32 protein-coding genes and 1 tRNA gene are annotated in these 18,614 nt (G+C 70.6%); all 33 read right to left on the bottom strand.

Translation table 11 applies throughout. The annotated features are described in order from the left end of the window. Positions 1-9: 9 nt before the first annotated feature. The 33 genes from AB0P17_RS36665 to AB0P17_RS36505 all read right to left on the bottom strand — a co-directional run bounded on the left by AB0P17_RS36665 (position 10) and on the right by AB0P17_RS36505 (position 18,562). Complete coding sequence (locus AB0P17_RS36665; RefSeq protein WP_365818155.1) at positions 10-516, bottom strand: hypothetical protein; 507 nt, start codon at positions 514-516, stop codon at positions 10-12. A 2-nt stretch (positions 517-518) separates the two neighbouring features. Next, a complete protein-coding gene (locus tag AB0P17_RS36660) occupies positions 519-1,007 on the bottom strand; it encodes a hypothetical protein (RefSeq protein WP_365818153.1) in 489 nt (162 codons plus the stop codon). Next, positions 1,008-1,178 (bottom strand): hypothetical protein, encoded by a 171-nt coding sequence (locus tag AB0P17_RS36655; RefSeq protein WP_365818151.1) that lies wholly within the window; start codon positions 1,176-1,178, stop codon positions 1,008-1,010. A 10-nt stretch (positions 1,179-1,188) separates the two neighbouring features. Beyond that, positions 1,189-1,641 carry a hypothetical protein gene (locus tag AB0P17_RS36650; protein WP_365818149.1) on the bottom strand — a complete coding sequence of 151 codons (453 nt, stop codon included), beginning with the start codon at positions 1,639-1,641 and terminating at the stop codon, positions 1,189-1,191. After that, positions 1,642-2,460 (bottom strand): hypothetical protein, encoded by an 819-nt coding sequence (locus AB0P17_RS36645; RefSeq protein WP_365818147.1) that lies wholly within the window; start codon positions 2,458-2,460, stop codon positions 1,642-1,644. Positions 2,461-2,474: 14 nt separating this feature from the next. Further along, positions 2,475-3,065 carry a hypothetical protein gene (locus tag AB0P17_RS36640; protein ID WP_365818145.1) on the bottom strand — a complete coding sequence of 197 codons (591 nt, stop codon included), beginning with the start codon at positions 3,063-3,065 and terminating at the stop codon, positions 2,475-2,477. Further along, complete coding sequence (locus AB0P17_RS36635) at positions 3,065-3,472, bottom strand: hypothetical protein (protein WP_365818143.1); 408 nt, start codon at positions 3,470-3,472, stop codon at positions 3,065-3,067. Before AB0P17_RS36635 ends, AB0P17_RS36640 begins: the two co-directional genes overlap by 1 nt. A 78-nt stretch (positions 3,473-3,550) precedes the next feature. Beyond that, positions 3,551-4,795, bottom strand: a complete 1,245-nt coding sequence (locus tag AB0P17_RS36630; RefSeq protein WP_365818141.1) for a phage major capsid protein — start codon at positions 4,793-4,795, stop codon at positions 3,551-3,553. Positions 4,796-4,859: 64 nt separating this feature from the next. After that, entirely contained in the window at positions 4,860-5,645 is a 786-nt protein-coding gene (locus AB0P17_RS36625; RefSeq protein WP_365818139.1) for an HK97 family phage prohead protease, read from the bottom strand. 8 nt (positions 5,646-5,653) lie between these two features. Then, positions 5,654-7,018, bottom strand: a complete 1,365-nt coding sequence (locus AB0P17_RS36620; protein WP_365818137.1) for a phage portal protein — start codon at positions 7,016-7,018, stop codon at positions 5,654-5,656. Further along, entirely contained in the window at positions 7,015-7,215 is a 201-nt protein-coding gene (locus AB0P17_RS36615) for a hypothetical protein (RefSeq protein ID WP_365818135.1), read from the bottom strand. The genes AB0P17_RS36620 and AB0P17_RS36615 overlap by 4 nt, the downstream gene beginning before the upstream one ends. Continuing rightward, positions 7,209-8,828: a terminase gene (locus AB0P17_RS36610; RefSeq protein WP_365818133.1), complete on the bottom strand. Its 1,620-nt coding sequence runs from the start codon at positions 8,826-8,828 to the stop codon at positions 7,209-7,211. Before AB0P17_RS36610 ends, AB0P17_RS36615 begins: the two co-directional genes overlap by 7 nt. Positions 8,829-9,315: 487 nt before the next feature. Then, complete coding sequence (locus AB0P17_RS36605) at positions 9,316-9,756, bottom strand: AAA family ATPase (protein ID WP_365818131.1); 441 nt, start codon at positions 9,754-9,756, stop codon at positions 9,316-9,318. An 82-nt stretch (positions 9,757-9,838) separates the two neighbouring features. After that, complete coding sequence (locus tag AB0P17_RS36600) at positions 9,839-10,051, bottom strand: hypothetical protein (protein WP_365818129.1); 213 nt, start codon at positions 10,049-10,051, stop codon at positions 9,839-9,841. A 29-nt stretch (positions 10,052-10,080) separates the two neighbouring features. Next, positions 10,081-10,347, bottom strand: coding sequence for a hypothetical protein (locus tag AB0P17_RS36595; RefSeq protein WP_365818127.1), 267 nt, complete (start codon positions 10,345-10,347; stop codon positions 10,081-10,083). Further along, positions 10,341-10,625 carry an HNH endonuclease gene (locus AB0P17_RS36590; protein ID WP_365818125.1) on the bottom strand — a complete coding sequence of 95 codons (285 nt, stop codon included), beginning with the start codon at positions 10,623-10,625 and terminating at the stop codon, positions 10,341-10,343. The genes AB0P17_RS36595 and AB0P17_RS36590 overlap by 7 nt, the downstream gene beginning before the upstream one ends. 16 nt (positions 10,626-10,641) lie before the next feature. Continuing rightward, entirely contained in the window at positions 10,642-11,004 is a 363-nt protein-coding gene (locus AB0P17_RS36585) for a hypothetical protein (protein ID WP_365818123.1), read from the bottom strand. Between the two features lie 337 nt (positions 11,005-11,341). Beyond that, on the bottom strand, positions 11,342-11,563 hold the full coding sequence (locus tag AB0P17_RS36580) for a hypothetical protein (RefSeq protein ID WP_365818121.1): 222 nt from the start codon (positions 11,561-11,563) through the stop codon (positions 11,342-11,344). Between the two features lie 39 nt (positions 11,564-11,602). Beyond that, entirely contained in the window at positions 11,603-11,800 is a 198-nt protein-coding gene (locus AB0P17_RS36575; RefSeq protein ID WP_365818119.1) for a hypothetical protein, read from the bottom strand. Between the two features lie 13 nt (positions 11,801-11,813). Next, positions 11,814-12,227 (bottom strand): hypothetical protein, encoded by a 414-nt coding sequence (locus AB0P17_RS36570; RefSeq protein WP_365818117.1) that lies wholly within the window; start codon positions 12,225-12,227, stop codon positions 11,814-11,816. A gap of 149 nt (positions 12,228-12,376) precedes the next feature. Beyond that, the gene (locus tag AB0P17_RS36565; RefSeq protein ID WP_365818115.1) at positions 12,377-12,772 is read right to left on the bottom strand and encodes a hypothetical protein; all 396 of its coding nucleotides are present in this window, start codon (positions 12,770-12,772) and stop codon (positions 12,377-12,379) included. A 151-nt stretch (positions 12,773-12,923) separates the two neighbouring features. Further along, entirely contained in the window at positions 12,924-13,313 is a 390-nt protein-coding gene (locus AB0P17_RS36560) for a hypothetical protein (RefSeq protein WP_365818113.1), read from the bottom strand. Between the two features lie 159 nt (positions 13,314-13,472). After that, positions 13,473-13,841 carry a hypothetical protein gene (locus AB0P17_RS36555; RefSeq protein WP_365818111.1) on the bottom strand — a complete coding sequence of 123 codons (369 nt, stop codon included), beginning with the start codon at positions 13,839-13,841 and terminating at the stop codon, positions 13,473-13,475. Between the two features lie 156 nt (positions 13,842-13,997). Beyond that, positions 13,998-14,369, bottom strand: a complete 372-nt coding sequence (locus AB0P17_RS36550; protein ID WP_365818109.1) for a hypothetical protein — start codon at positions 14,367-14,369, stop codon at positions 13,998-14,000. A 292-nt stretch (positions 14,370-14,661) separates the two neighbouring features. After that, positions 14,662-15,036, bottom strand: coding sequence for a hypothetical protein (locus AB0P17_RS36545; protein ID WP_365818107.1), 375 nt, complete (start codon positions 15,034-15,036; stop codon positions 14,662-14,664). Positions 15,037-15,194: 158 nt separating this feature from the next. Next, positions 15,195-15,410, bottom strand: coding sequence for a hypothetical protein (locus tag AB0P17_RS36540; protein WP_365818105.1), 216 nt, complete (start codon positions 15,408-15,410; stop codon positions 15,195-15,197). A 14-nt stretch (positions 15,411-15,424) separates the two neighbouring features. Then, entirely contained in the window at positions 15,425-16,015 is a 591-nt protein-coding gene (locus AB0P17_RS36535) for a hypothetical protein (RefSeq protein WP_365818103.1), read from the bottom strand. Continuing rightward, positions 16,012-16,515 (bottom strand): helix-turn-helix domain-containing protein, encoded by a 504-nt coding sequence (locus AB0P17_RS36530; protein ID WP_365818101.1) that lies wholly within the window; start codon positions 16,513-16,515, stop codon positions 16,012-16,014. Before AB0P17_RS36530 ends, AB0P17_RS36535 begins: the two co-directional genes overlap by 4 nt. A gap of 77 nt (positions 16,516-16,592) precedes the next feature. After that, positions 16,593-16,817 (bottom strand): hypothetical protein, encoded by a 225-nt coding sequence (locus tag AB0P17_RS36525; RefSeq protein ID WP_365818099.1) that lies wholly within the window; start codon positions 16,815-16,817, stop codon positions 16,593-16,595. Positions 16,818-16,820: 3 nt separating this feature from the next. Continuing rightward, positions 16,821-17,414 (bottom strand): hypothetical protein, encoded by a 594-nt coding sequence (locus AB0P17_RS36520; protein WP_365818097.1) that lies wholly within the window; start codon positions 17,412-17,414, stop codon positions 16,821-16,823. Next, complete coding sequence (locus tag AB0P17_RS36515) at positions 17,407-17,952, bottom strand: hypothetical protein (protein WP_365818095.1); 546 nt, start codon at positions 17,950-17,952, stop codon at positions 17,407-17,409. The genes AB0P17_RS36520 and AB0P17_RS36515 overlap by 8 nt, the downstream gene beginning before the upstream one ends. Before the next feature lie 92 nt (positions 17,953-18,044). After that, positions 18,045-18,449, bottom strand: coding sequence for a hypothetical protein (locus AB0P17_RS36510; protein WP_365818093.1), 405 nt, complete (start codon positions 18,447-18,449; stop codon positions 18,045-18,047). Between the two features lie 40 nt (positions 18,450-18,489). Beyond that, a tRNA-Ile gene (locus AB0P17_RS36505) sits at positions 18,490-18,562 on the bottom strand. Between the last annotated feature and the right edge of the window lie 52 nt (positions 18,563-18,614).

Genomic DNA, 18,614 nt, shown 5'->3' with positions numbered 1-18,614 from the left:
GTCTCTCTCTCATTCCAGGTCGCGGCGCACGTCGTCGACGATCCGCTGTACTTCTGCTGTCATCCGGGGCGTGCCGGCTTGTACCGCTCGTGACCACCAGCCCGCCGGGCGTGCCGACTGTGTCGCCCACCGGCGGCGGTTGCCGAACACGGGGTGCCGGACCCGGCCCGACTCGATCACCCAGGGCATGTTCCGCACATCGGGCGGGAGACGTGATTTGTCCATCCAGACGCGGGCGCCCGGGCGGGCGCCCGTACGGACGCTGATCCGCACCGCACCGGCGAGTGTCGCCCGCAGGGGACGTGTCGTCGGGGACGGGCCGCCCCGCCCCCGACGGCCGGTCCCGGTCAGGTTCACCGTGCGGATCGCCTGCTGGAGATCCCGGTGCAGCGGCTCGGCCGCCCGCCGGATCCTGCGCGTGAAGTTCCGCTGGAGCCGGGGGCCACCGGCCGCGCGCAGGCGTCGGCTGAGTGTCAGAAGCTGGCCGGTGCCCGTGATCCGCACGTTGCCCGGCACGGCTAATCCGCCGCGGCGGGGATGGTGACGTTCTCGGCCGGCTCACTCGTGATGGCGAACTGGGCCATGATCTGTGCGGCGCTGTCGAGTTCCCGCACCTTGGCCTGGGAGGTGACCGTCACCGGGTAGACGTCCATCATCTGCGCGGGGACATCGCCCTCGTCCATCCACACGATGAACCCGGTCGCCTCCCGGGTGAGAAGGGTTCGCACGTCGTCGCCGTCCTTGGAGGCCCAGAACGTCAGCGACGATTCCGCAGCGGTGATCGCGCCGCCCACAACCGGCGTGAACCGGGATCCGAGCGCCGGTGTCGGCACGGTCTCCGATGTGGTCTGCCAGCCGGCCATGGCGCCGGTCTCGCCCTCCAGCGCTGTGCCGGCATTGAGCTCGGCGCGTGTCGGGTTGTTCTTGTTCGCGATCGTCGGCACCCACAGCACCCGGGTTGTGCCGCGCCGGTAGTACCTGACCGACGCGTTGATCGGCGTTGCCATCTACTTCTCCTTCGGGGTTTGCCTGCGGCCATCTGCCGTAGGCGTCTCGGGTTCGGAGGGTGGCCGATCGCCGACCACCGTCCAGCCCATTCGCTCGTACGCGGACACCGAGACGTCCGCGACCTCGATGTCCTGCCCTTCCGGCAGGGCGCTGTGCTGCATCCGCACCAAGGCGCGCTCCTTACGTGAATGCGCGGCCGGCCACCGTCAGCACCAGCCGCGCCTGGATACCGTCTGTGGTCTGGTCCTGCACCAGCTGGCTGGCCTCGATCGCCACCTCCAGCGACGGCAAACCGAGGCTCGGATCTGCGCGCAGCAGCTCCTCAAGGCGCGCGCCGATCTGGTAGGCCCGTACCCGCGCGGCCCGTACGTCGGTGTCGCCTCGTGTGGCAACTGCCGTGACGGGGACCTGGAGTTGTTCCTCACGGTCGGTGAGCAGGGAAGCCCAGCCGCCCACCGTCTGTGCGGCCTCGAAGGCGCCGTCGGGATTGCCGTCAAAGCCGATGAGGAGCCAGTCATCGGCGGCAGCCCCGCCTACCTCCGGGCCGTCCGTCACCATCACGTCGGTGAGGACCTCATCCGCTGTGCACCGCGCCACCAGGGCGTCGATCAGCTCAGGCACTCTCGATGTCATTTATGCCATCCCTGGGGGTATTTGGTCGGGATTGAGGAGCTGTACGGCCCGGTTCGGCACGGCGTATCCGAGGCCAGGGATCGGCTCGGTCACGGAGAAGTCGTCGCCACCGCCGGCCAGTCCGCCACGCCCCTGCACCAGACGGGTGCGCCACAGGTGCTGGAGGATGATCCGCGCGGCTGCGGTGATCGATTCGTCAACGGTGCGCCGCCCGGCCTTGTAGGTGACCCGCAGGGGGCCGTACAAGTCGCCGCCGGACGGAGGCCGGACGATTCCCGTGGACGGGTCCAGGTCGAGTTCGGAGACCTGGTAGGACGTGCCGCCGGAGAGCACCGCGGTTACCGATATGAGGGTGAGCGCGGGCACCTGACGCAGGGCCAGTGCTCGGACGCGGCGCACCGAGTGCAGCTCGGTGACCGTACGGACGACGACCGGCCCCACGAAGTACTCGACAGACCGGGTGGTGGCCCCAATCCAGAAACGCAGGTCGTCGTCGTCCTGGGGCGACCGGGCCTTCACCTGGTGTCTGGCGTCGGCCAGCGACAGTATCGCGGATGGCGATTCCTCCCGCACGTCGAACATGTCCGTGTACGCGGCTGCGGGGCCGGTCCACACCCAGCGGACGCTGTGCCGTCCGGGTGCCACGGTCGGGTAGTCGGCCTGGTAGATGCCGGTATCCGTTTCGCTGGCCTCGGGCAGGGCGGTTGTGCCGTCCGGCAGGGTGACGGTCACGGTGACCGTCGCGGCCGTGGTGAGAGCGCCGCCCGGGTCCCGGCACTCCGCGGTCAGGCGCGCGGTCGCGCCGAGGTCGTGCGGCACAGCTCACCACCTCCTCATCGGGTCTCGATGCCGTCGCTGCGGCCACCGCCACGCGAGACCTCGGCGGCCTTCTCCGCCGCCTCCTGGCGGCCGTCGGTGCTCTCCTCGTCGCGGGCGCGGGCCCGCGCGAGGAGCGCGTCCCGCTGCTTGCTGATCCCGGCGCGGTTCTGTCCGGCCGCCTCCGCGTCAAGCACGCGCAGCGCCTCCTCCTCGGTCACGTCCTGGAGGTAGGCCAGGACCTCCGCGCTGATGTGCTCACCCGGGTCGAACACGTCCGGCCCGGGGGCTGGCGGGGTGTCGGCCTCGGGCAGGGCGACGGTCACCGACCAGCGCACCCCGGCCAGGCTCCCGCCGTCCGGGCCCGGCACCTCGACCTCCTCGACCACGGCGCCCATCACGCGCAGCTCGGTACCGTCAACCGTGGTAACGACCGGTGCCAGCTCCGCCGGGCCGAGGACACTCGCGCCCTCCGGTTCATCGTCCGCCCGTACGGCCCGGTGCCCGTCAGCCCACGCGGCAGCCTGCTCCTCCGGGAGGTCCACCACGTCGCCGGCCAGCCAGGAGAAGTCCAGGCCCGCGACCGGCTCAAGAATGCGGATGCGCATCAGGGCCGCACCACCGGCATGACACGGCCGTTGGCGAGGATGACGAGAGCGCCGTACACGCCGCCCGTCGTCGCGGTGGCCACGGTCACGTCGACCCGCAGGTAGCGCCGCGTGCCCTTGTAGCCGATGTCCAGGGTGGACGAACCGCCGGCCGACGAGGTGAGGACGGGCTTGGTGCCCTGGAGGTCTGAGGCCGCCACCGACGTCCAGGTGGAGTTGTCGTCGGACTCCTTGATGTCGACGGTGTGAGTGCCGTCGGTGATCGTGCCCGTGACCACGGTGATCAGGGCGTCCTGGTACATGAGCCCGTTGTCGTTGCGGTCCACGGACGTGCCGTTGGTGGTCGCCGTACGGGCTGCGACCGGCAGGCCCAGGCGGGGCCGGATGTTGCTGTAGGCGTCCCTCATGGGGCGCTCCTCTCAGGTCTGGGCGGCGTACGGCCCGGCACCCCGCTCTGGGGTGCCGGGCCGTACGGGCCGGGGTGGTCAGGTCGCGGAGTGCTGGTACACGCGGACGGCGGAGGGGTCGTTGATCATGCCGTCCATGCGGGCGAAGCCGAGGAAGCCGACCTGGAGGAAGGTCGCGTAGCGCTCGACCAGGCGGAGCGTCTGAACGTCCAGGACCTGACGGATCAGGTAGCCGGCCTTGAAGTCCCCGAACGCGATGCTCCGTGCGTTCGCGGCCGGGACCGGCATGGAGTTGTCCAGGTTGTACGTGAACCCGTTGATGGTGCTGGGGAATCCGGGCGCCGGGATCGGCTGCCACAGCGGGCGTCCGTCCCCGTCCTTCAGCTTCCGGATCACCTTGAGCGTCAGGTCGTGCATCAGGTACTGCGCGCCCGGCCGGTAGGCGGAGTCCACGGAGTGCTCGATGTCGATCAGGTCGTCGTAGACCAGGCTGGTCGTCTGGCCGGTGGCCCCGGTCTTGCCGACGATGGCGCCAGTGACCAGGCCCTGCGGCTGGTCGACCCCCGTGCCGGTGGTGAAGCTGCGCGCGGCGCGGCGGCCGATCCTCTCCCCGAGCTTCTTCGGCAGCCACGTCTCCAGGTTGAACGCGGAGTCCTGGAGGAGCTGGAGGGAGACGCGGACCTGCCTGGAGCTGAAGGTGTGGGCCTTCAGCTTCCGCCCGCCGATGGTCAGGTCCTGCTCCCCGTGCTCCTGGTTCTCCCCAACGATCTCACCCTCGTTGCCGGTGTCGTCGTTCGTCGGCCACGTCAGATCCGCGCCGGTCGTGGTGGTGATGACCTCGGCGAGATTCAGCAGTCCGCCGAAAGCCGCCATCGTCTCGGTCATCACGTTGCGGAACTCGTCGGGGACGAGGAACCCACCGGAGGGGTCGGTGACCGTGCCCTGCGCGCGGTTCTCCCCCTCGTGGTCCATGAGCATGAGCCGCTGCTCGCCGGTGAGCCGGTCCATGCCGCCGCGCAGGTACAGTCCGAACGCGTCGGCGTAGCGAGCGTCCTGCTCCTCGCTGCCGGTCCCGGTGTTGTTGCCGGTGCCCGTCGCGGTGACGACCTGGCCGCGGTCCACCTGCTCCAGCCTGGCCATGCGGTTGAGACGGTCGATGTCGCCGGACACCTCGGTCAGCCGCTCCTCGGCGGCGTCCCAGTTGGCGCGCTCCTCAGCGGAGAGATCGCGGCCGGCGGCCTCGGCGGCAGACCGGATGTCAAGCATCCGCTGCCATACGGTGTTCTGCTCCTCGACCAGGCGAGTGAGCTGGGATGTGGGCACGAGGCCCCTCCTTCTGGGCATGCCGAACGCCCGGCCGGTGTGGGCCGGGTGTCGGGTGAGTCGGTTACTGGGTGAGGCCGTAGCGGGCGGCCAGCCCGCGCATGGCCAGGTCGACCGAGGTACGCGAAAGGCGAGTGGCAGCGGCCGGCTCGACTGGCGTGGTCTCGCGAGTGGACTCACCCGGCTCGCGGTCGGTCGTGCGGTCGGTGGTGAGCATGTCGATCAGCTCGGGCCGGTACTGGGCACGCTGCTCGATCGCGTGCAAGTCCCCTCGGTGCGCGAGCGCGTTGGCGACCGCGCGCAGCCCGGCCTCAGTGTCGCTGTACGCGGGGAACGTCACCGCGCTGACTTCAAAGAGTTTGACCTCGCGAAGCGTGCGCAACTCAGCTTGGACAGTCTGCCCGTCGGTGGTCTCGACATCGATCAGCGTCCAGTCGTCCTTCATCACCTGGAAGCCGAAGGACATGCCGGTGATGTTGCCGTTGCGGATGTTCGCCTTCAGGTCCTGGACGTACGACAAGGCCGGGTCGAGCGCGGAGTCCACCGGCAGTCCCTTGGCGTCCTGGGCCAGGGACAGCGTCCCGGCCGTCACGCGGCTGACCACGTAGTAACTGTCGTGGTCGATCAGGAAGCGCGCGTCCCCCTCACTGATCGTCTTGGTGAACGCGCCCGGCGCGACTTCCTCGTAGAAGCCCCAACGCAGCGGATTGCCGATGCTGGTGCGGCTGTTGAACACCGCGGCGTAGCCGCTGAACCGCTCCGCCGCATCCTCCCCGTCACCCGCCCGGATCGCGACCTCTGCGGTGGACAGCGGCAGACGGCGGCGCTCCTCGGTCGTCGTCCTCGTCAAAGTCCTCATCAGGCGTCGCCTTCCTCGGTGTCGTCAACGGCCTCCGGCCGGTGTGCGTCGGTGTCGTAGGGGGTCTGGAGCAGCCGGTGCGCCTCGGCCATGAGGGCGGCGGCGCGGGCCGCGTTGCTGCCGGCGGCCGGGGCGCTCTCCGCGCCGGGAGCGAGCGGGTTGGAGCCGAGGGGCGCCATGTACATCGGCTGAAGCCGGAGGTCGCCCTCCGGCCCGTCGATGGGCGGCAGATCTTCCAGGTCAAGGATCTGGTTGGCGGTGTAGGCGCCAACGTCGCGCATCGCCCGGTAGAACGTCGCCCGCGCCGCGCTGTCCCCGCGCAGCAGCCCGCCGAGCTGGTACTTGGCGTACACGTCCTTGGGCAGCAGTTCCTTGGTGATGCGCTGCTCTGTCGGCGCGAGCCAGGTTGGGCTGAGGTCCCAGGTAACAAATCCCTGCGCCTGCTGCTCTAGACCCGTGCCCCAACTGGTCGACTTCTCCGTCGACATCAGCAGGAACGGGGGCACGCCGAACATGCGGGCGATCTCGATCACCTGGAACTGCCGGCTCTCCAGGAACTGGGCGTCTGTGTTCGGCATCGCCACGGGCTTGAAGCTGGCGCCGGAGTCCAGCACAGCCACCTCGTGGCTGTTGCCGACCCCGCTCGTCTTGGCACGCCAGCGTTCCTTGAGCTGGTTCGCCTGGTCCGGGTTCAGCCGCTGCTCGGTCTGGAGCACCCCGCCGATCATGTTGCCCGAGCCGAACAGGCGGGCCGCGGACTTCTCGGCGGCCTGGCCGAGGCCGATGCCCTGCGCGGCCAGCCGTACGGGCGAGCAGCCCGTCAGCCCGTCGTACCCCAGCCCGGGGATGTGCAGGATCTCCCAGGACGTCAGCGCGTGCGAGACACCCCAGTCGTCCACCACCTGGAACAACTTCCTGCTGGGCTGGTCGTCGCCTTTGCGCGGCTTCACCAGCTCGACCTGGACCCGGTCGGGCGTGACGGGCCACAGCTCCCGGACCTGCCCCGCCCCGTCCCGCACCTTCTGCACGTACGCGTTGCCCCACAGGACCCGGTGCGCATAGGCCAGGCGCCACACCTCCAGCCCTGTCAGCTCCGGGTGCGGGTCCTTCAGCAACTCGGCGGGAACCTTCGTCCGCGTCCCGTCCTTGTAGGTCGGCAAAGGCAACGCCGCAGACACACCCGCGATCAGCCCGACCGCCCGCCAGACCGCGGGCATCCGCAGACTCGTGCGCTCGCTGACCGAGACACCGGCGTCGTTGGCCTGTCCGCCGAGGTAGTCCAGCAGCGCGGACGAGGTGAGCGGTTGCCCGGGGTTCTCCAGCGCGCGCCGCTCCCGCCCCTCGAAGAGTCCGAAGAGGCTCACGCCTGATCACCCCCGGTCGTCCTCCTGCCGTGCCGCTGGGCGGCAGCTCGCTTCTCAGCTGACGCGCGTTCGCACGCCAGCAGTCCCAGCGTTCCGCCCGCTACCAGGGCGGCCGGGATGCTCCAGATCCCGACGCCGACCACCGCGGCCACTACGAACACGACCTCAGCCGCGAACAACACACGCTCTGTCACCACAGGTTCGGCGCTCCTTCCAGCACTACGTCCTTGCGCTCCGCATGCGCCCAGGCAGCGTTCGTGACGGCCACCAGCGGACTGATGTCCACACTCGCGCCGCGCCGCGCCCAGGTCGTGCCGTCGCCGATCGGCCGGGTGTCGGCACCCGCGAGCGCGGTGGCCAGCGGCGCCTGGCCCAAGTGCACGGCACGCTGCTCCTCGATCAGGTCGATGAACTGCCCGTACGCGTTGGCGACATCGCGGGTCTTGGCCTCGATCAGCAGCTCCTCGTAGTACGGGTCGCCGGTCTCCTCCAGGAGCGCGGCCAGACGCTTCTTGAGAGCGGGTATCAGTGACGAAGGCGGTCCGAATGTGTCGATGACGATCGCGCAGGGATGCCACTTCTCCACCAGGTCCATCAGCCGGTCGACCACCCAGCCCGTGCCGGGACGGTGGTCGATGACCTCCAGGTGGGTGACGTCACCGGCCTCGGTGCTCTGCCCGTTGTGGCCGGCCGCGCTGATCGCCGCGTGCGACCGCTCCGGCGTCACGTCGACCCCGAACGCCACCGGGTCCTGCATGCCCGAACCGCCGTCCGCCAGCGCCTCCCACGTCTCCTTCGCGACGACCTTCCACGCGTCGTCCTCGGCCACCGGGTACGTGCCCACACCGAGGCGTTCACGGTCGAACAGGTCCGGACGCATGGTCGCGAACTCGCGCCAGATGTGGGCCTCCCTGATGCGGATGCCCATGGCGGGGTTGGCCCTCGCGAAGCTGCGCGGGTCGTCGCGGTCGTCGTGGTCCCGGCAGACGATCCGCTCCCGCTCATCGCGTGGGCACTCCTTGACGTGCGGATCGATGCCGTACCCCAGGTACACCAGGCTCTGGTCCGGTTGTTCGGTGTCCGCCAGGGCCCGCGCCCGCAGCGTGCCAAGCTGCTCGCTCTCCTCGCCGACGCCGGCGCTTCCGGTGTAGATCAGTTGCGGGTTGCGGCGGGCGGACATGGTCGGCAGCAGCGCACCCATCGGCGCGGCCCGCAGCATCATCCCCTCGTCCATGATGACCAGGTCCCCCGAGAAGCCTCGGCCGGAGGCGTCCGAGCGCGCCAGGAAGCGAATGCGTCCCCCGTTAAGGAACTCGAACCCCTCGTCACCATGGCTCCTGATGACGCGCTTCACACGGCGGCTGAGGTCGTCGTGCGCTCCGATGATCTCGTCCAGCCGGATGAACGACTCGGCCGCGGTCTTGAACTGGTGCGCGGTGTGGATGATCAGCCGGTCGCCGAACAGCATCACGCCGCCGAGCTGCCTCCACTCCAGGAAGCCGCCCTTGCCGTTCTGCCGCGCGACCTCCAAGACGACCTCGAACGCGGCCCACAGGCCGGCGTCGTCCTCGGCGAGTGAATGGTGCAGGGCGAGGCGCTGCCACGGGTCGAGGACCGTGCCGTAGCTCTCGGCGAGTTCGACGCACTCCTGCCCGGCCGGTGAGCGGAAGGTCAGCGCCTCGTGGTCCTCCATGCCGTCCCATCGGCCGGTCCGGATGCGCCGGTAGTGCGGGGTGGAGATGATCCGGGGAGTCTGGCTGCCCCGCAGGGACTCAGGCTCCCCGGGCCTGACGGCGGGCGTTGAGCTCATCGATCTTGTCCCCCCGTTCCCTGACCGGGGCCAGGCCCCGCACAACCTCCATGGCCTGCCTCAACTCCCGTGCGGCAGAGGCAACTTCACGGGCATCACGCGCCGAGTCCATTTCCCGTGCCAGCCGGAGAGCAGCGGCAGCCGTGGCATTCGCGACGGGGTCGACCCCGAGCTGCTTGATCTCGGCCTGGGTCGCCTTGGTGACAGCGCCCGCGCGTAGCTTCCGGGGCAGTGACGCATTGTCACCCAACACGGGCATCACACTCCGTAACATGTCAAAGATCGCAAACAGTGACAGAGTGTTATGTAACGGAGTGTGATCGGGGCTGGAGGTCTAGATCAACTTGCGCGGGGAGAGAGACGGGCGACAAGGGCTTTTGGGTCGCCCGGTGTTGCCCTGAACTTTTGATCCACTCTCTCCCGCTGCGAGCTGATCACCGGCTGGCAAGAGCGGCTGCGTCGCGCAGTCGTGATCGGCTCCGCCGTGTCACCACTGTCGGGATGACTGCCTGGTGACTGGGCGTGAACCGCCGTTGCGGTACTGGCTGTACCAGCGGGTGACCACGGCGTCCATGGCTGGCTGCCGCATGTCCTTCACCCGCTGGCGCACGATTGCTTCGCCCGGATCAACGACGACGATCCGGGCGCCGAGCCGCTTGTAGCGGGCGCGGGCCCTGGCCTGGGGCATGGTGTGGATCACGTACACGTCGGTGGTCTCCAGCACCTTCTCCGCCTCGTGTAGGGCCGCCTGGCGGGCGCGTTGCACGACGCGCAGCAGCTCGGGACTGTGATCGTGGTGGTCGGCTCCGGGGCCGGCCATCGCGAGGGCCATGAGGTCGAGGTCGATCACGATGTCACGGGGCTTGGCGTGGGCCCTGATCCAGGTGGACTTGCCCGCGCCGGGCGGGCCGGTGATCACGTACAGCACGGGCACCTCGGGCGCGGCGGGGGTGGTGGAGGCGGTGGCGGTGGCGCCGGTGAGCGACCTGGGGTGAGGGTGGTCTCCTGGGTCATGCCCGCCTCCTGGCGCAGCGCGGGCGCCCGCAGTCGATGATCTCGGGGTTGGCGAACGCCTCGGTGAACGAGGCGGCGTTCGCCCGGTGCAGGGCCGGGGCGTCGGGGTTGATGCCGGTGGCGGCTTCGAGGGCGGCGATGCGGTGCGCGGAGGGCCGGTCATGGACCGGGCAGCGGCCCGCGACGAGGCGCAGCAGGGCGGCGAGCACGGTGTGTCACCCCTTGGCGCTACCGGCCGTCACCAGCGGCGCGGGTGGGGTGCGGGCCGCCCGATACAGGTGGGGTTGTGGCGGCCGAGGACGCGGCAGGCGATGCGGCGTGGCGCGGCGTAGGCGAAGTCCCGGGGCTCGTACAGGGCGTAGCCGAGCCACCAGGAGAGGCCGGTGCGGGCCATCCAGGCAGAGTTACGGGGCGTAAGGACGCGGAGCCGCGGGTTCTTCATCTTCTCGGCGAAGCGCTGTTTGAGCGCGGCGTAGTCGTCGTCCGACTTCGTCATGGTCACCATCTCCGGGAGGCTCGGGGCTGCTTGATCGAGGTGCGGTTGCCCCGGGCGCTGTTGCAGCGGCGGTGTGCGCTCCGCGCGTTGGCGGGGTCCAGGAGGTCACCTCCGCGTGACAGGGGCACGAGGTGGTCGAGGGTGAAGGCGTCAGGGTGGCGGCCAGCGTCACGGCCGGTGATGTCGTAGCGGATGTCGTGTCCGCACCACCAGCAAGGCAGTCCGAGGGAGCGCTGTCGGGCGCAGAGACGGCGGTAGGGGCGCCCGTTGCGAGGGTTGCCGGCCAACGGGCACCCCCTTGGGCTATGGCTGGTCTGTCTCCGCCGCCTCGTCGATCTGCCGTTGCAGCGCGTCGCGTCCGTCCTGGTTGCTCTGCTGAAGGCCGTCCATATAGGCGTCGAGGTAATCGGTCTCCGAGAGAGCGTCGCACTCCGCGGGTTGCGGATCCGTGTCGGCCTCCGGGTCGAAGTCGGCGGGCCGCTGGCTGATGACGGCGGCGACGGCGTCGATGCACTGCTGGGTGATCTCGGCTTTGCTCAGGGCCGGGGCGGTTGATGTCGCCGTGGCGGTGGCGGTTTCCGTCGGTGCCGGATCGCTGTCGCCGCTACAGCCGGTGAGCGTGACGAGTAGGAGTGTCGCGGCGAGTGTGGTGGTGCGGATGCGCATGGTCCCCCCAGGACGTGATGTGGGGACCAATGGTGTCGTGGAGGTACTCGGTGTGTCCGGTCAGTGACCCGTTCGTAACCCCGGGCTCGCAGGGGATCGCTGCCGCGCTCGAAGCGCAGGACAAACCCGGCAGGGTCACCGTTGCAGGGAGTGCCGTCGAACCGCGCTGTTACGGCGCAGGAGTAGGTGGTGGCCATCCGTCCACCGGGGCGCAGCAGCGGGTGCGACGAGGAATGATGAGTGAACCGGTGCGGGGACCGACAGCACGCGCACCATGACACAGAATGCGCACGCTGATGATCACCTGTCAATTCCCTGGCTACAGGGGGTTGACAGGTCAGGCGGCGGGCTGGGCGCCACGTACGGCGTCCTGGACGTCGGCCAGGTCCCACAGGGCCTGTCCGGGGCCGGGGCCGCCGCTGGTGCGCCGGCCCCCGGTCGGGGTGATGCCGCGCCGCCGCGCCCACTCCCTGAACGGGGCGGGCTTCATACCGAGGGAGTAGGCGGCCTGGGTGGTGGTGACGAGGGCGCGGCCATCGCGCCCCTGGGTGGTGGGCATGGGGCCAGTGTGGCGCAGCGCGGGGTGTTGCGGGGCCGGTCAGTCTGGGTCGGGTTCGGTGGCCCCGGTGTCGAGCTGAAGGTAGGTGCAGCCACTGGGGTAGGGCCTGGGGTCGGTGGTGCGGAACTCGGCGGCGAGTGCGGCCACGACCCGGGCGGTGGTGTCGGGGTCGGCGGTGATGCGGATCTCGGCGATGCCGGGGAGGGTGGAGCGTGGCGGCCGTGGCGTTCGGGGCATGGGGTCCCTTCGGTTACTGGGTGGTGCGCCGGTAGGCGTGGCGGCGCTCCAGCTCGGCGGTGACGGTGCGTCCGTACCAGCGGTGGGCGGGGCCGGTGGTGTCGTCGGGGGCGGGCCAGCGCGGCGTTCCGTCGGCGCGAGTCTTGGTGCGGTCGGCGCGGATGGTGCCCGCGCTGATGCCGGTGGCGGTTGCGATCTCTCGGGCGGTGTAGAGGCGGCGGGGGGCCAGGGCGGCGGGGCGCCGGTAGGCGGCGGTGGCGATGGGGTCGACGTCGGCCGGGTCGTAGGTGTACGCGCCTCCCTTCCGGCCGTTCGGGGTGGGCCAGCCGGGGCGTTTCGCGAGGGTGCGCAGCGTCTCGTAGCTACGGCCGTAGCGGGCCGCGATCTCCCGGAGGGTTTCGCCGGGGGGCGGCGGGGTGTCTACCATGGTCGTGTCCCCTTTCTGGGGGTGGTGACCGGCAGGTTTTCGCGAGCGCCCCGTGTGCGGGGTGTCTGGGCTTCGGCTCGGGCCTGCCGGTCTTTTGCTGTCCGGGTACGGGGTCCGCCCCCGGCCGGTGGCCGGGGGCGGAGCGGTGATCAGTCCTGCGGGGGCTCCCATCCTTCGGGGTCAACCAGCCACTCGATCAGGTCGGCGAGCATCGGCTCGCCGGTCATCATGGCCAGCAGCGCGGCGTCCGCGCGGTACTGGTCGCCGCTGACCGCGTACGCGACGGTCAGTTCGGCGGCGGTGATCCAGTGGAGCAGCGCCGTGCACGCAATGGCCCGCTGCTCTACGGGGATCGGCTGCTCGTCCGCGATCTCGTACGCGCGGACGACGGCGGGGAGGAAGTCACGGAGCAGTCCCTTGCCCTGGTCCCCCTTCGGCAGGGACATCGGCACCGGGAGGGCCATCAGCGCCATGGCTATGCCCTGCGCGTAGATGCCGAGCCGGCCCATCAGGTCGCTGATCACGCGGTCCTGGTCGTCGGACATGGCGTCCGCCTTTCGGTAGGTGGTGGTCGGGGTTCGCGGCCCCTTCCGTGTGACTCCAGTATGGCACGAGCATGGGTTGAATTGCAACACCCGAGATGTACGGCCCCGACCGCAGACCGCCCCCGGCCGGTGGCCGGGGGCGGAGCGATGGTCAGTCCTCCACGGGCTCCCATCCTTCGGGGTCAACGAGGAAGTCGATCAGCTCGGCGAGCAGGGGCTCGCCGGTCATCATGGAGAGGATCGCGGCGTCTGCGTGGTGCGGTGCGCCGAATTCCCTGTACGCCCCGATCATCTCGGCGGCGTTGATCCAGAAGAGGAGCGCGGTGCGCGCCGTGGCCTGCTGGTACTCCGGGAGGGGCTGCTGGTCCACGATGCCGTATGCGCGGATGACTGCGGGCAGGAAGTCCGCGAAGAGTCCCTGCCGTCCCTGCGGGAGCGACATCGGGACGGGGAGCGCGGAGAGCGCGATGGCGATGCGCTTGGCGTAGGCCGTGAGCTGATCCATCAGCTCGGCGAGCATGCGGTCCTGGTTGTCTGCCATTTCTTTTCCTTCCATCGGGGGTGGCGGGTCGGGGTTCGCGGCCCCTTCCCTGTGTCTCCAGTATGCCATGACCTTGGGTTGAATTGCAACACGCAAAATGTGCGGGCCCTGAACGCGAACCGCCCCCGACCGGTGGCCGGGGGCGGTCATTGCGCCGGATCAGTCCCGGTTGCCCAGCAGCCATTCCGCGAGCCCATGGACAGCCTCATCGGCCATCATCAGGACGCCCATCACGCCCGCCGCGCGGGACTCCTCGACCTCGTGGAGGCAGAGGTGGTACAGGTCGACCGCCGCAAGCCAGTAGACCGCTGCGGCGAACAGTTCGGCCCGCTGATCATCCGGGAGGGGGATCTCCCCGATGATCTGCACGATCCGGCGGACGGCGGGGATGATCTCCCCGCTGGCGACCACTCCGGTGGGCAGGGTGATCGGGAGCGGGAGGACGGCGCACGCCTTGGCCAGCCCGGTGTAGACGCGGGCGATCTGGCGCCCCGCGTCCTCCATCATCATGTCGGCCTTGTCTGCCATTTCCTCTTCCTTTCGGTTGGGTGGTGGGTCGGGGTTCGCGGCCCCTTCCCTGTGTCTCCAGTATGCCATGACCTTGGGTTGAATTGCAACACAAGCTGCAAAGGCCCCCGCGTGAGGCGGCGCCCCCGGCTGGGTGCCGGGGGCGCCGCCGGATGACTACCGGCCGTCAGACCCGAGCCACTCGGCCAGGTCCACGAGACTGCCGCGCACCATCGCCAGGACCGCCAGGGCGGCGGCGGCGCGGCTCTCCCTGTACAGGTTGTTCTGGAGCACCCCGTACAGGTCCATGGCCCCGAGCATCAGCACGGCGGCGCCGTACAGTCCCGCGCGCTGATCCTCAGGCATCGGCTGGTCGGTCGCGATCTCGGAGACCCGCTGGATCGCGGCCACGATGGAGTCACCCATCACCAGGCCGGTCGGCAGCTCGATCGGCACGGGGAGGCTGGCGCAGACCATGACGAAGCCTGCGTACGCCTCTCCGATGCGGTCCTCGATCAGCTCCATCATCTCGTCGGGCGAGTCGGACATCTTCTCCTCTTTCCTTGTGGGTGGTGGGTCGGGGTTCGCGGCCCCTTCCCTGTGACTCCAGTATGCCATGACCTTGGGTTGAATTGCAACACTCAATCTCGGGGCCGCCCACCTTCCGCCCACCCCCGGGGCTACGATGGGCAGCCTGTCCCCCTCCGGGTGGGATGGTTCGACCGGCGCGGGGTTTCGCGACGGCGCCACGCGCGCCGAGGGCTTCGGCCCGGCCCCCGCCGGTCCCTCTCTCCTCACATGGGACCGCCCCCCGGCTGGATGCCGGGGGGCGGTCGTTGGATCAGTCAGACTCGTTGATCAGCAGCCACCGGTTGAGGGGGGCGAGCGCCGCGTCCGCGTAGAGCAGGTTCACAGCGACCCCCTCAGCCCGAGTGTCCCGGTACCCCGCCGCACAAAGTACGTAGAGGTCGATGGCGGCCAGCAGATGAATGCAGCCGGTGTAGAGCTGCTGCGTCTGGTGTTCCCCCATCGGCTGGTCGTGCGCGACCTCCGTCACCCGCTGGATCGCGGGGATCGCCAGCTCTCCGGGGATGTGCCGGTCGACCGGGAGGCCGATCGGGACGGGGAGCGCCGCACAGACGTCGACGAGGAGCGTGTAGATCGTGGCGATCGAGAGAGCCAGGCTCTTCAAGACCTCGTCGTTACGGTCAGCCATGTGACTGTCCTTCCACTGTTGAGTTGAGATGGTTCCGAGTTCCGGGGTTCGCGGCCCCTTCCCTCTGGTCTCTATTATGCCCCATCGCTGGGTTGAATTGCAACACCCCTCGGAGAGGAAAAGCCCCGACCCGTCAGGGCCGGGGCCGCGCGTACCTCTCAGGCCATCTTCCACTCGGACAGTCGGTCGTCACTCCCGACCACGGCGCTCAACCGCGCGCCGGGCAGCTGCTCGACCTCGACCCCGGCGGCCGAGGCGACGTCGGCCGCCGGGTACCGGACGGGCTCGCCCCGCTCATCCAGCGGGACGTCGGCCACGATCTCCGCCTGGTCGCCGATCAGCAGCAGGACACGGACATTCACTCGCTCGCTCATGATCAAAGATCCTCTCATCGGTTCTTCCTGGGCTTGCTCAGGTGCCACACACGATCATCGTCCGGGCACCGGTACGGGCGGCGCGGACTGCCGGTCCGCTGACGCGCACGCCTGATCTTGATCTCCAGCAGCCGGGCCGCCGCCCGCTGCTCCTCCGCGAACTGCACCAGCCCGCACCGGCACGCGGGCACGTAGGTCTGCCGCGCCGCGCCGCCGGGCAGGTACCGGTGATCCACGAAGTACTCGAATCCCCGGGCGCCGACCACGAACCAGTCGGCCCCATCGGCGTGGAGGACGTACCGGCGCAGGATCACACCGTCGCGCCGCGGCGTTGCGGTCAGCATCACCGCGGCGCCGCCGGGCCGGCCGCCCTCCAGCCGCGCCCGGCCGGCACCGACCGCCACGTCGGCGGTCCACCCCGCCGCCACGAGGCGGGGCCTGTGGGCCTCCACGCTCGCGCGCAGCAGGGTCAGCGCCGCTCCCCTGGCCGGTGCCCGGCGGCGGCGCGTACGGGCGAGCGCGTCGGCCGTCTCCGCCCACACGGCGGCCTCCGCCGGGTTGAGGAGGTTGTCCCTCCGGAGCGCGCGCTCCAGTTCCCCGGTCACCGTGTGCCGCCCGGTGCGGGACGGGGCGGGCGAGCGGCCCGGGGGTCGGGTCCGATACGGATGACCGGGCGGACGCCCCGGGGGCACTGGTCGTAGTCCCACGCGTGGCGGTACGTGTCGGCCAGCATCTCGACCGCGTACCGGACGGCGTCCTCGGGCGAGTGGTCGGCCTCGGCCAGCACGGCCAGGTGCTCGCGCAGCTCGGGCGTGAGCGCCACGGTGAGCCGCGCGTCCGACGGCGTCTCGTCCTGCGGCGCGCCGTGGCGCTCACCGGTGGGCGTGCCGTGGCGCACTCGGCCGAGGAGCAGGAGACCGGCGAGCGCCGTGGTGAGCCGGGCGTCCGGCGGCGGCGCGTCCGGGCCGAGCGCGGCCAGGTCGCGGCGCACGGTGTCTTTGCCGATGCCGAGGTGCGCGGCGATGGCGCGGGCGCTCATCCCCTGGTCGGCGAGCTGACGCACGGTAGCGCGCCGGGTGTCGCGCGCCGTGGCGGTCTCGGCCATGTCGTGTCTCCGTAGCTGTGCGCCGGTGGCGCGGCGGGTCTGCGGGTCGGGGTGCGCCGTGGCGCACGGTGGGCTGGTCACTGGCGCGCGCCGGGGGCGCCGTCGCGCGGGTGCGGTGCGCCGTCGGCGCGGCCGGGCCAGTCGTGGCCGTGCGCCTCTCCGCACCAGCACGTCTCGCGCGTGCCGAGGGTGGCGCTCGGCGGAGTCCGGTCACGGTCCGCGCGGTACGCCTGGCGCCGGTACTTCGCGGCGGACGACGCGGCGGCAGCGGCCTGCGCGCGGGCCCGCTTCGGGTTCCCCACGGGTCACCCCCGCGCCAGTGCGTGCCCGGCGGGCAGCCCGTTCGCCGTGCCCGCCGCGTCGTTGAGCCGGTGGACGAGGAAGCCGACGGCCGTACGGGCGTCATCGAGGAGGCCGGGCCCGCGCACGTGCGACGGAACGGCCAGCTCGTTGACGACGATGCGGACCTCGGCGGTCACCAGGACGGCCGGCCCCTCTGGCTCGGTCAGCCGGTGATAGGGGCCCTCGGTGGGCGCGTAGTGGTCGCGTTCCCAGTCCCGCCACCCGTACGGCACGCGGGCGGACAGGGCACTGTGCGGCACGGGCAGGGTGAGTGCCAGCATGAGCTGGCCGTCCTTGGTGAACGCGCAGTCGACACCGGCGATGTCGGGGCGCCACGTGACGTAGCCGGGCGACATGACCGGGGATGTCGCGACGCGCCACGCGGCGGCGGCGAACTCGGCGGCGGGCAACGGGGTGTTCGGCTCGCCGTACTCGTGGAACTCCCCGATGTGCTGGTCGAGGTAGGCGCCGTAGCGGGAGATGCCGTTGGAGGCGCGGTCCTGGTCGTAGCCGTCATCGATCCGGGCGAGGGTGCCCGGCGTCCAGCGCTCAGTCACGGTCGTCCCCCCGCCCGTCGGCGCCGGGGACCGGCAGGCCAGCCTCCCGCAGGGCCTGTTCGGCGGCGTACGCGCGCCCCTCGTGCCGGGTCGCCCGGAGGACTTCATCCAGGAGGAGCTGCGGGTGGACCAGGACCGGCGCACCCAGCAGCGCGGACAGCGGCGCCCGCTCCACGCCGCGGCCCATGACCTTCTCGGACAGCGGGGTACCGTTCGCGATCCGCCAGCACTCGTCACGCCACCCCGCCGCCAGGACGTCGGCGTAACGCAGGACCTCGGGGTGCCGGTGAAGGGCGGTCCACGGTGCGCTGGTGACGATGGGGCACGTCTCGTGGATTTCGGGGTTGCCGTCGTCGGCGCCGGGGTGGAGCCACCACTTCTCGCGCCAGTCGGGCGAGCCGCTGTCGTTCTGGCGGCTGGGCACGGTGGGGTGGCGGTCGATGCTCCAGGACGCGCCGTCGGCGTCCGTGGCGGTGTACCAGCCGTCCTCGGTGCGGGTCCAGTTGAGTTTCGGTACGGCGATCATGTCGGTCTGCAAGGTGGTCTCCTCGGGTGTGGGGCCCGGCGGCCGGAAGCGAGTCGGTGCGCTGGGGGCGCGGGTCGCGTTCCGGCCGTCGGGCGGTCGATGGGTCAGCGACCGGCGATCTCGCGGAGCTGGGCCAGCGCTTCGTCGCTGGACGCGTAGAAGGACACGCCCGGTCCGAGGGCGTCGTGGGCGACTTCCTCGACCAGTCGGGCGTTGCCGTCCTTGACGGCGTACACGCAAACCAGGAGTTCGCTGCCGTTGTTGAGCCTGACGGGGGTGGCCATCCCCTCCACGAGGGTCCAGCCGAGGAGGTGGGCGGCCCATCCGGCGACGCACATGGTGGTGCCGCAACGCGGCTCGGCGGTCGGCGAGAGAGTGGCACCGCTCGCGCTCGCGATGGAGACCCAGGACGTCATGTCGAAGGCGTCGGGCGCCTTCTCGATGGCGTCGAGGATGGCAGCGGCCAGTTCGGCGGGGGTCGTAGGGGTCTTGGTGTTCGCTTCGACCATGCGGGACTCCGGTGACTGATAGTGGTGGTGACGGAGTGGGTACCTGCGGCGAGATTCGAACTCGCGACCCTGGGCTTATAGGACCCGTGCTCTAACCGCTGAGCTACGCAGGCGGGTTGGGCCGCACCCCGCCGAGAGGGGGTGCGGGGTGCGGCCCGGGAAGCG

It is taken from the genome of Streptomyces sp. NPDC088124 (assembly GCF_040685895.1).
Classification (GTDB): Bacteria; Actinomycetota; Actinomycetes; order Streptomycetales; family Streptomycetaceae; genus Streptomyces.
This window is presented reverse-complemented; position numbering and strand designations above follow the sequence as displayed.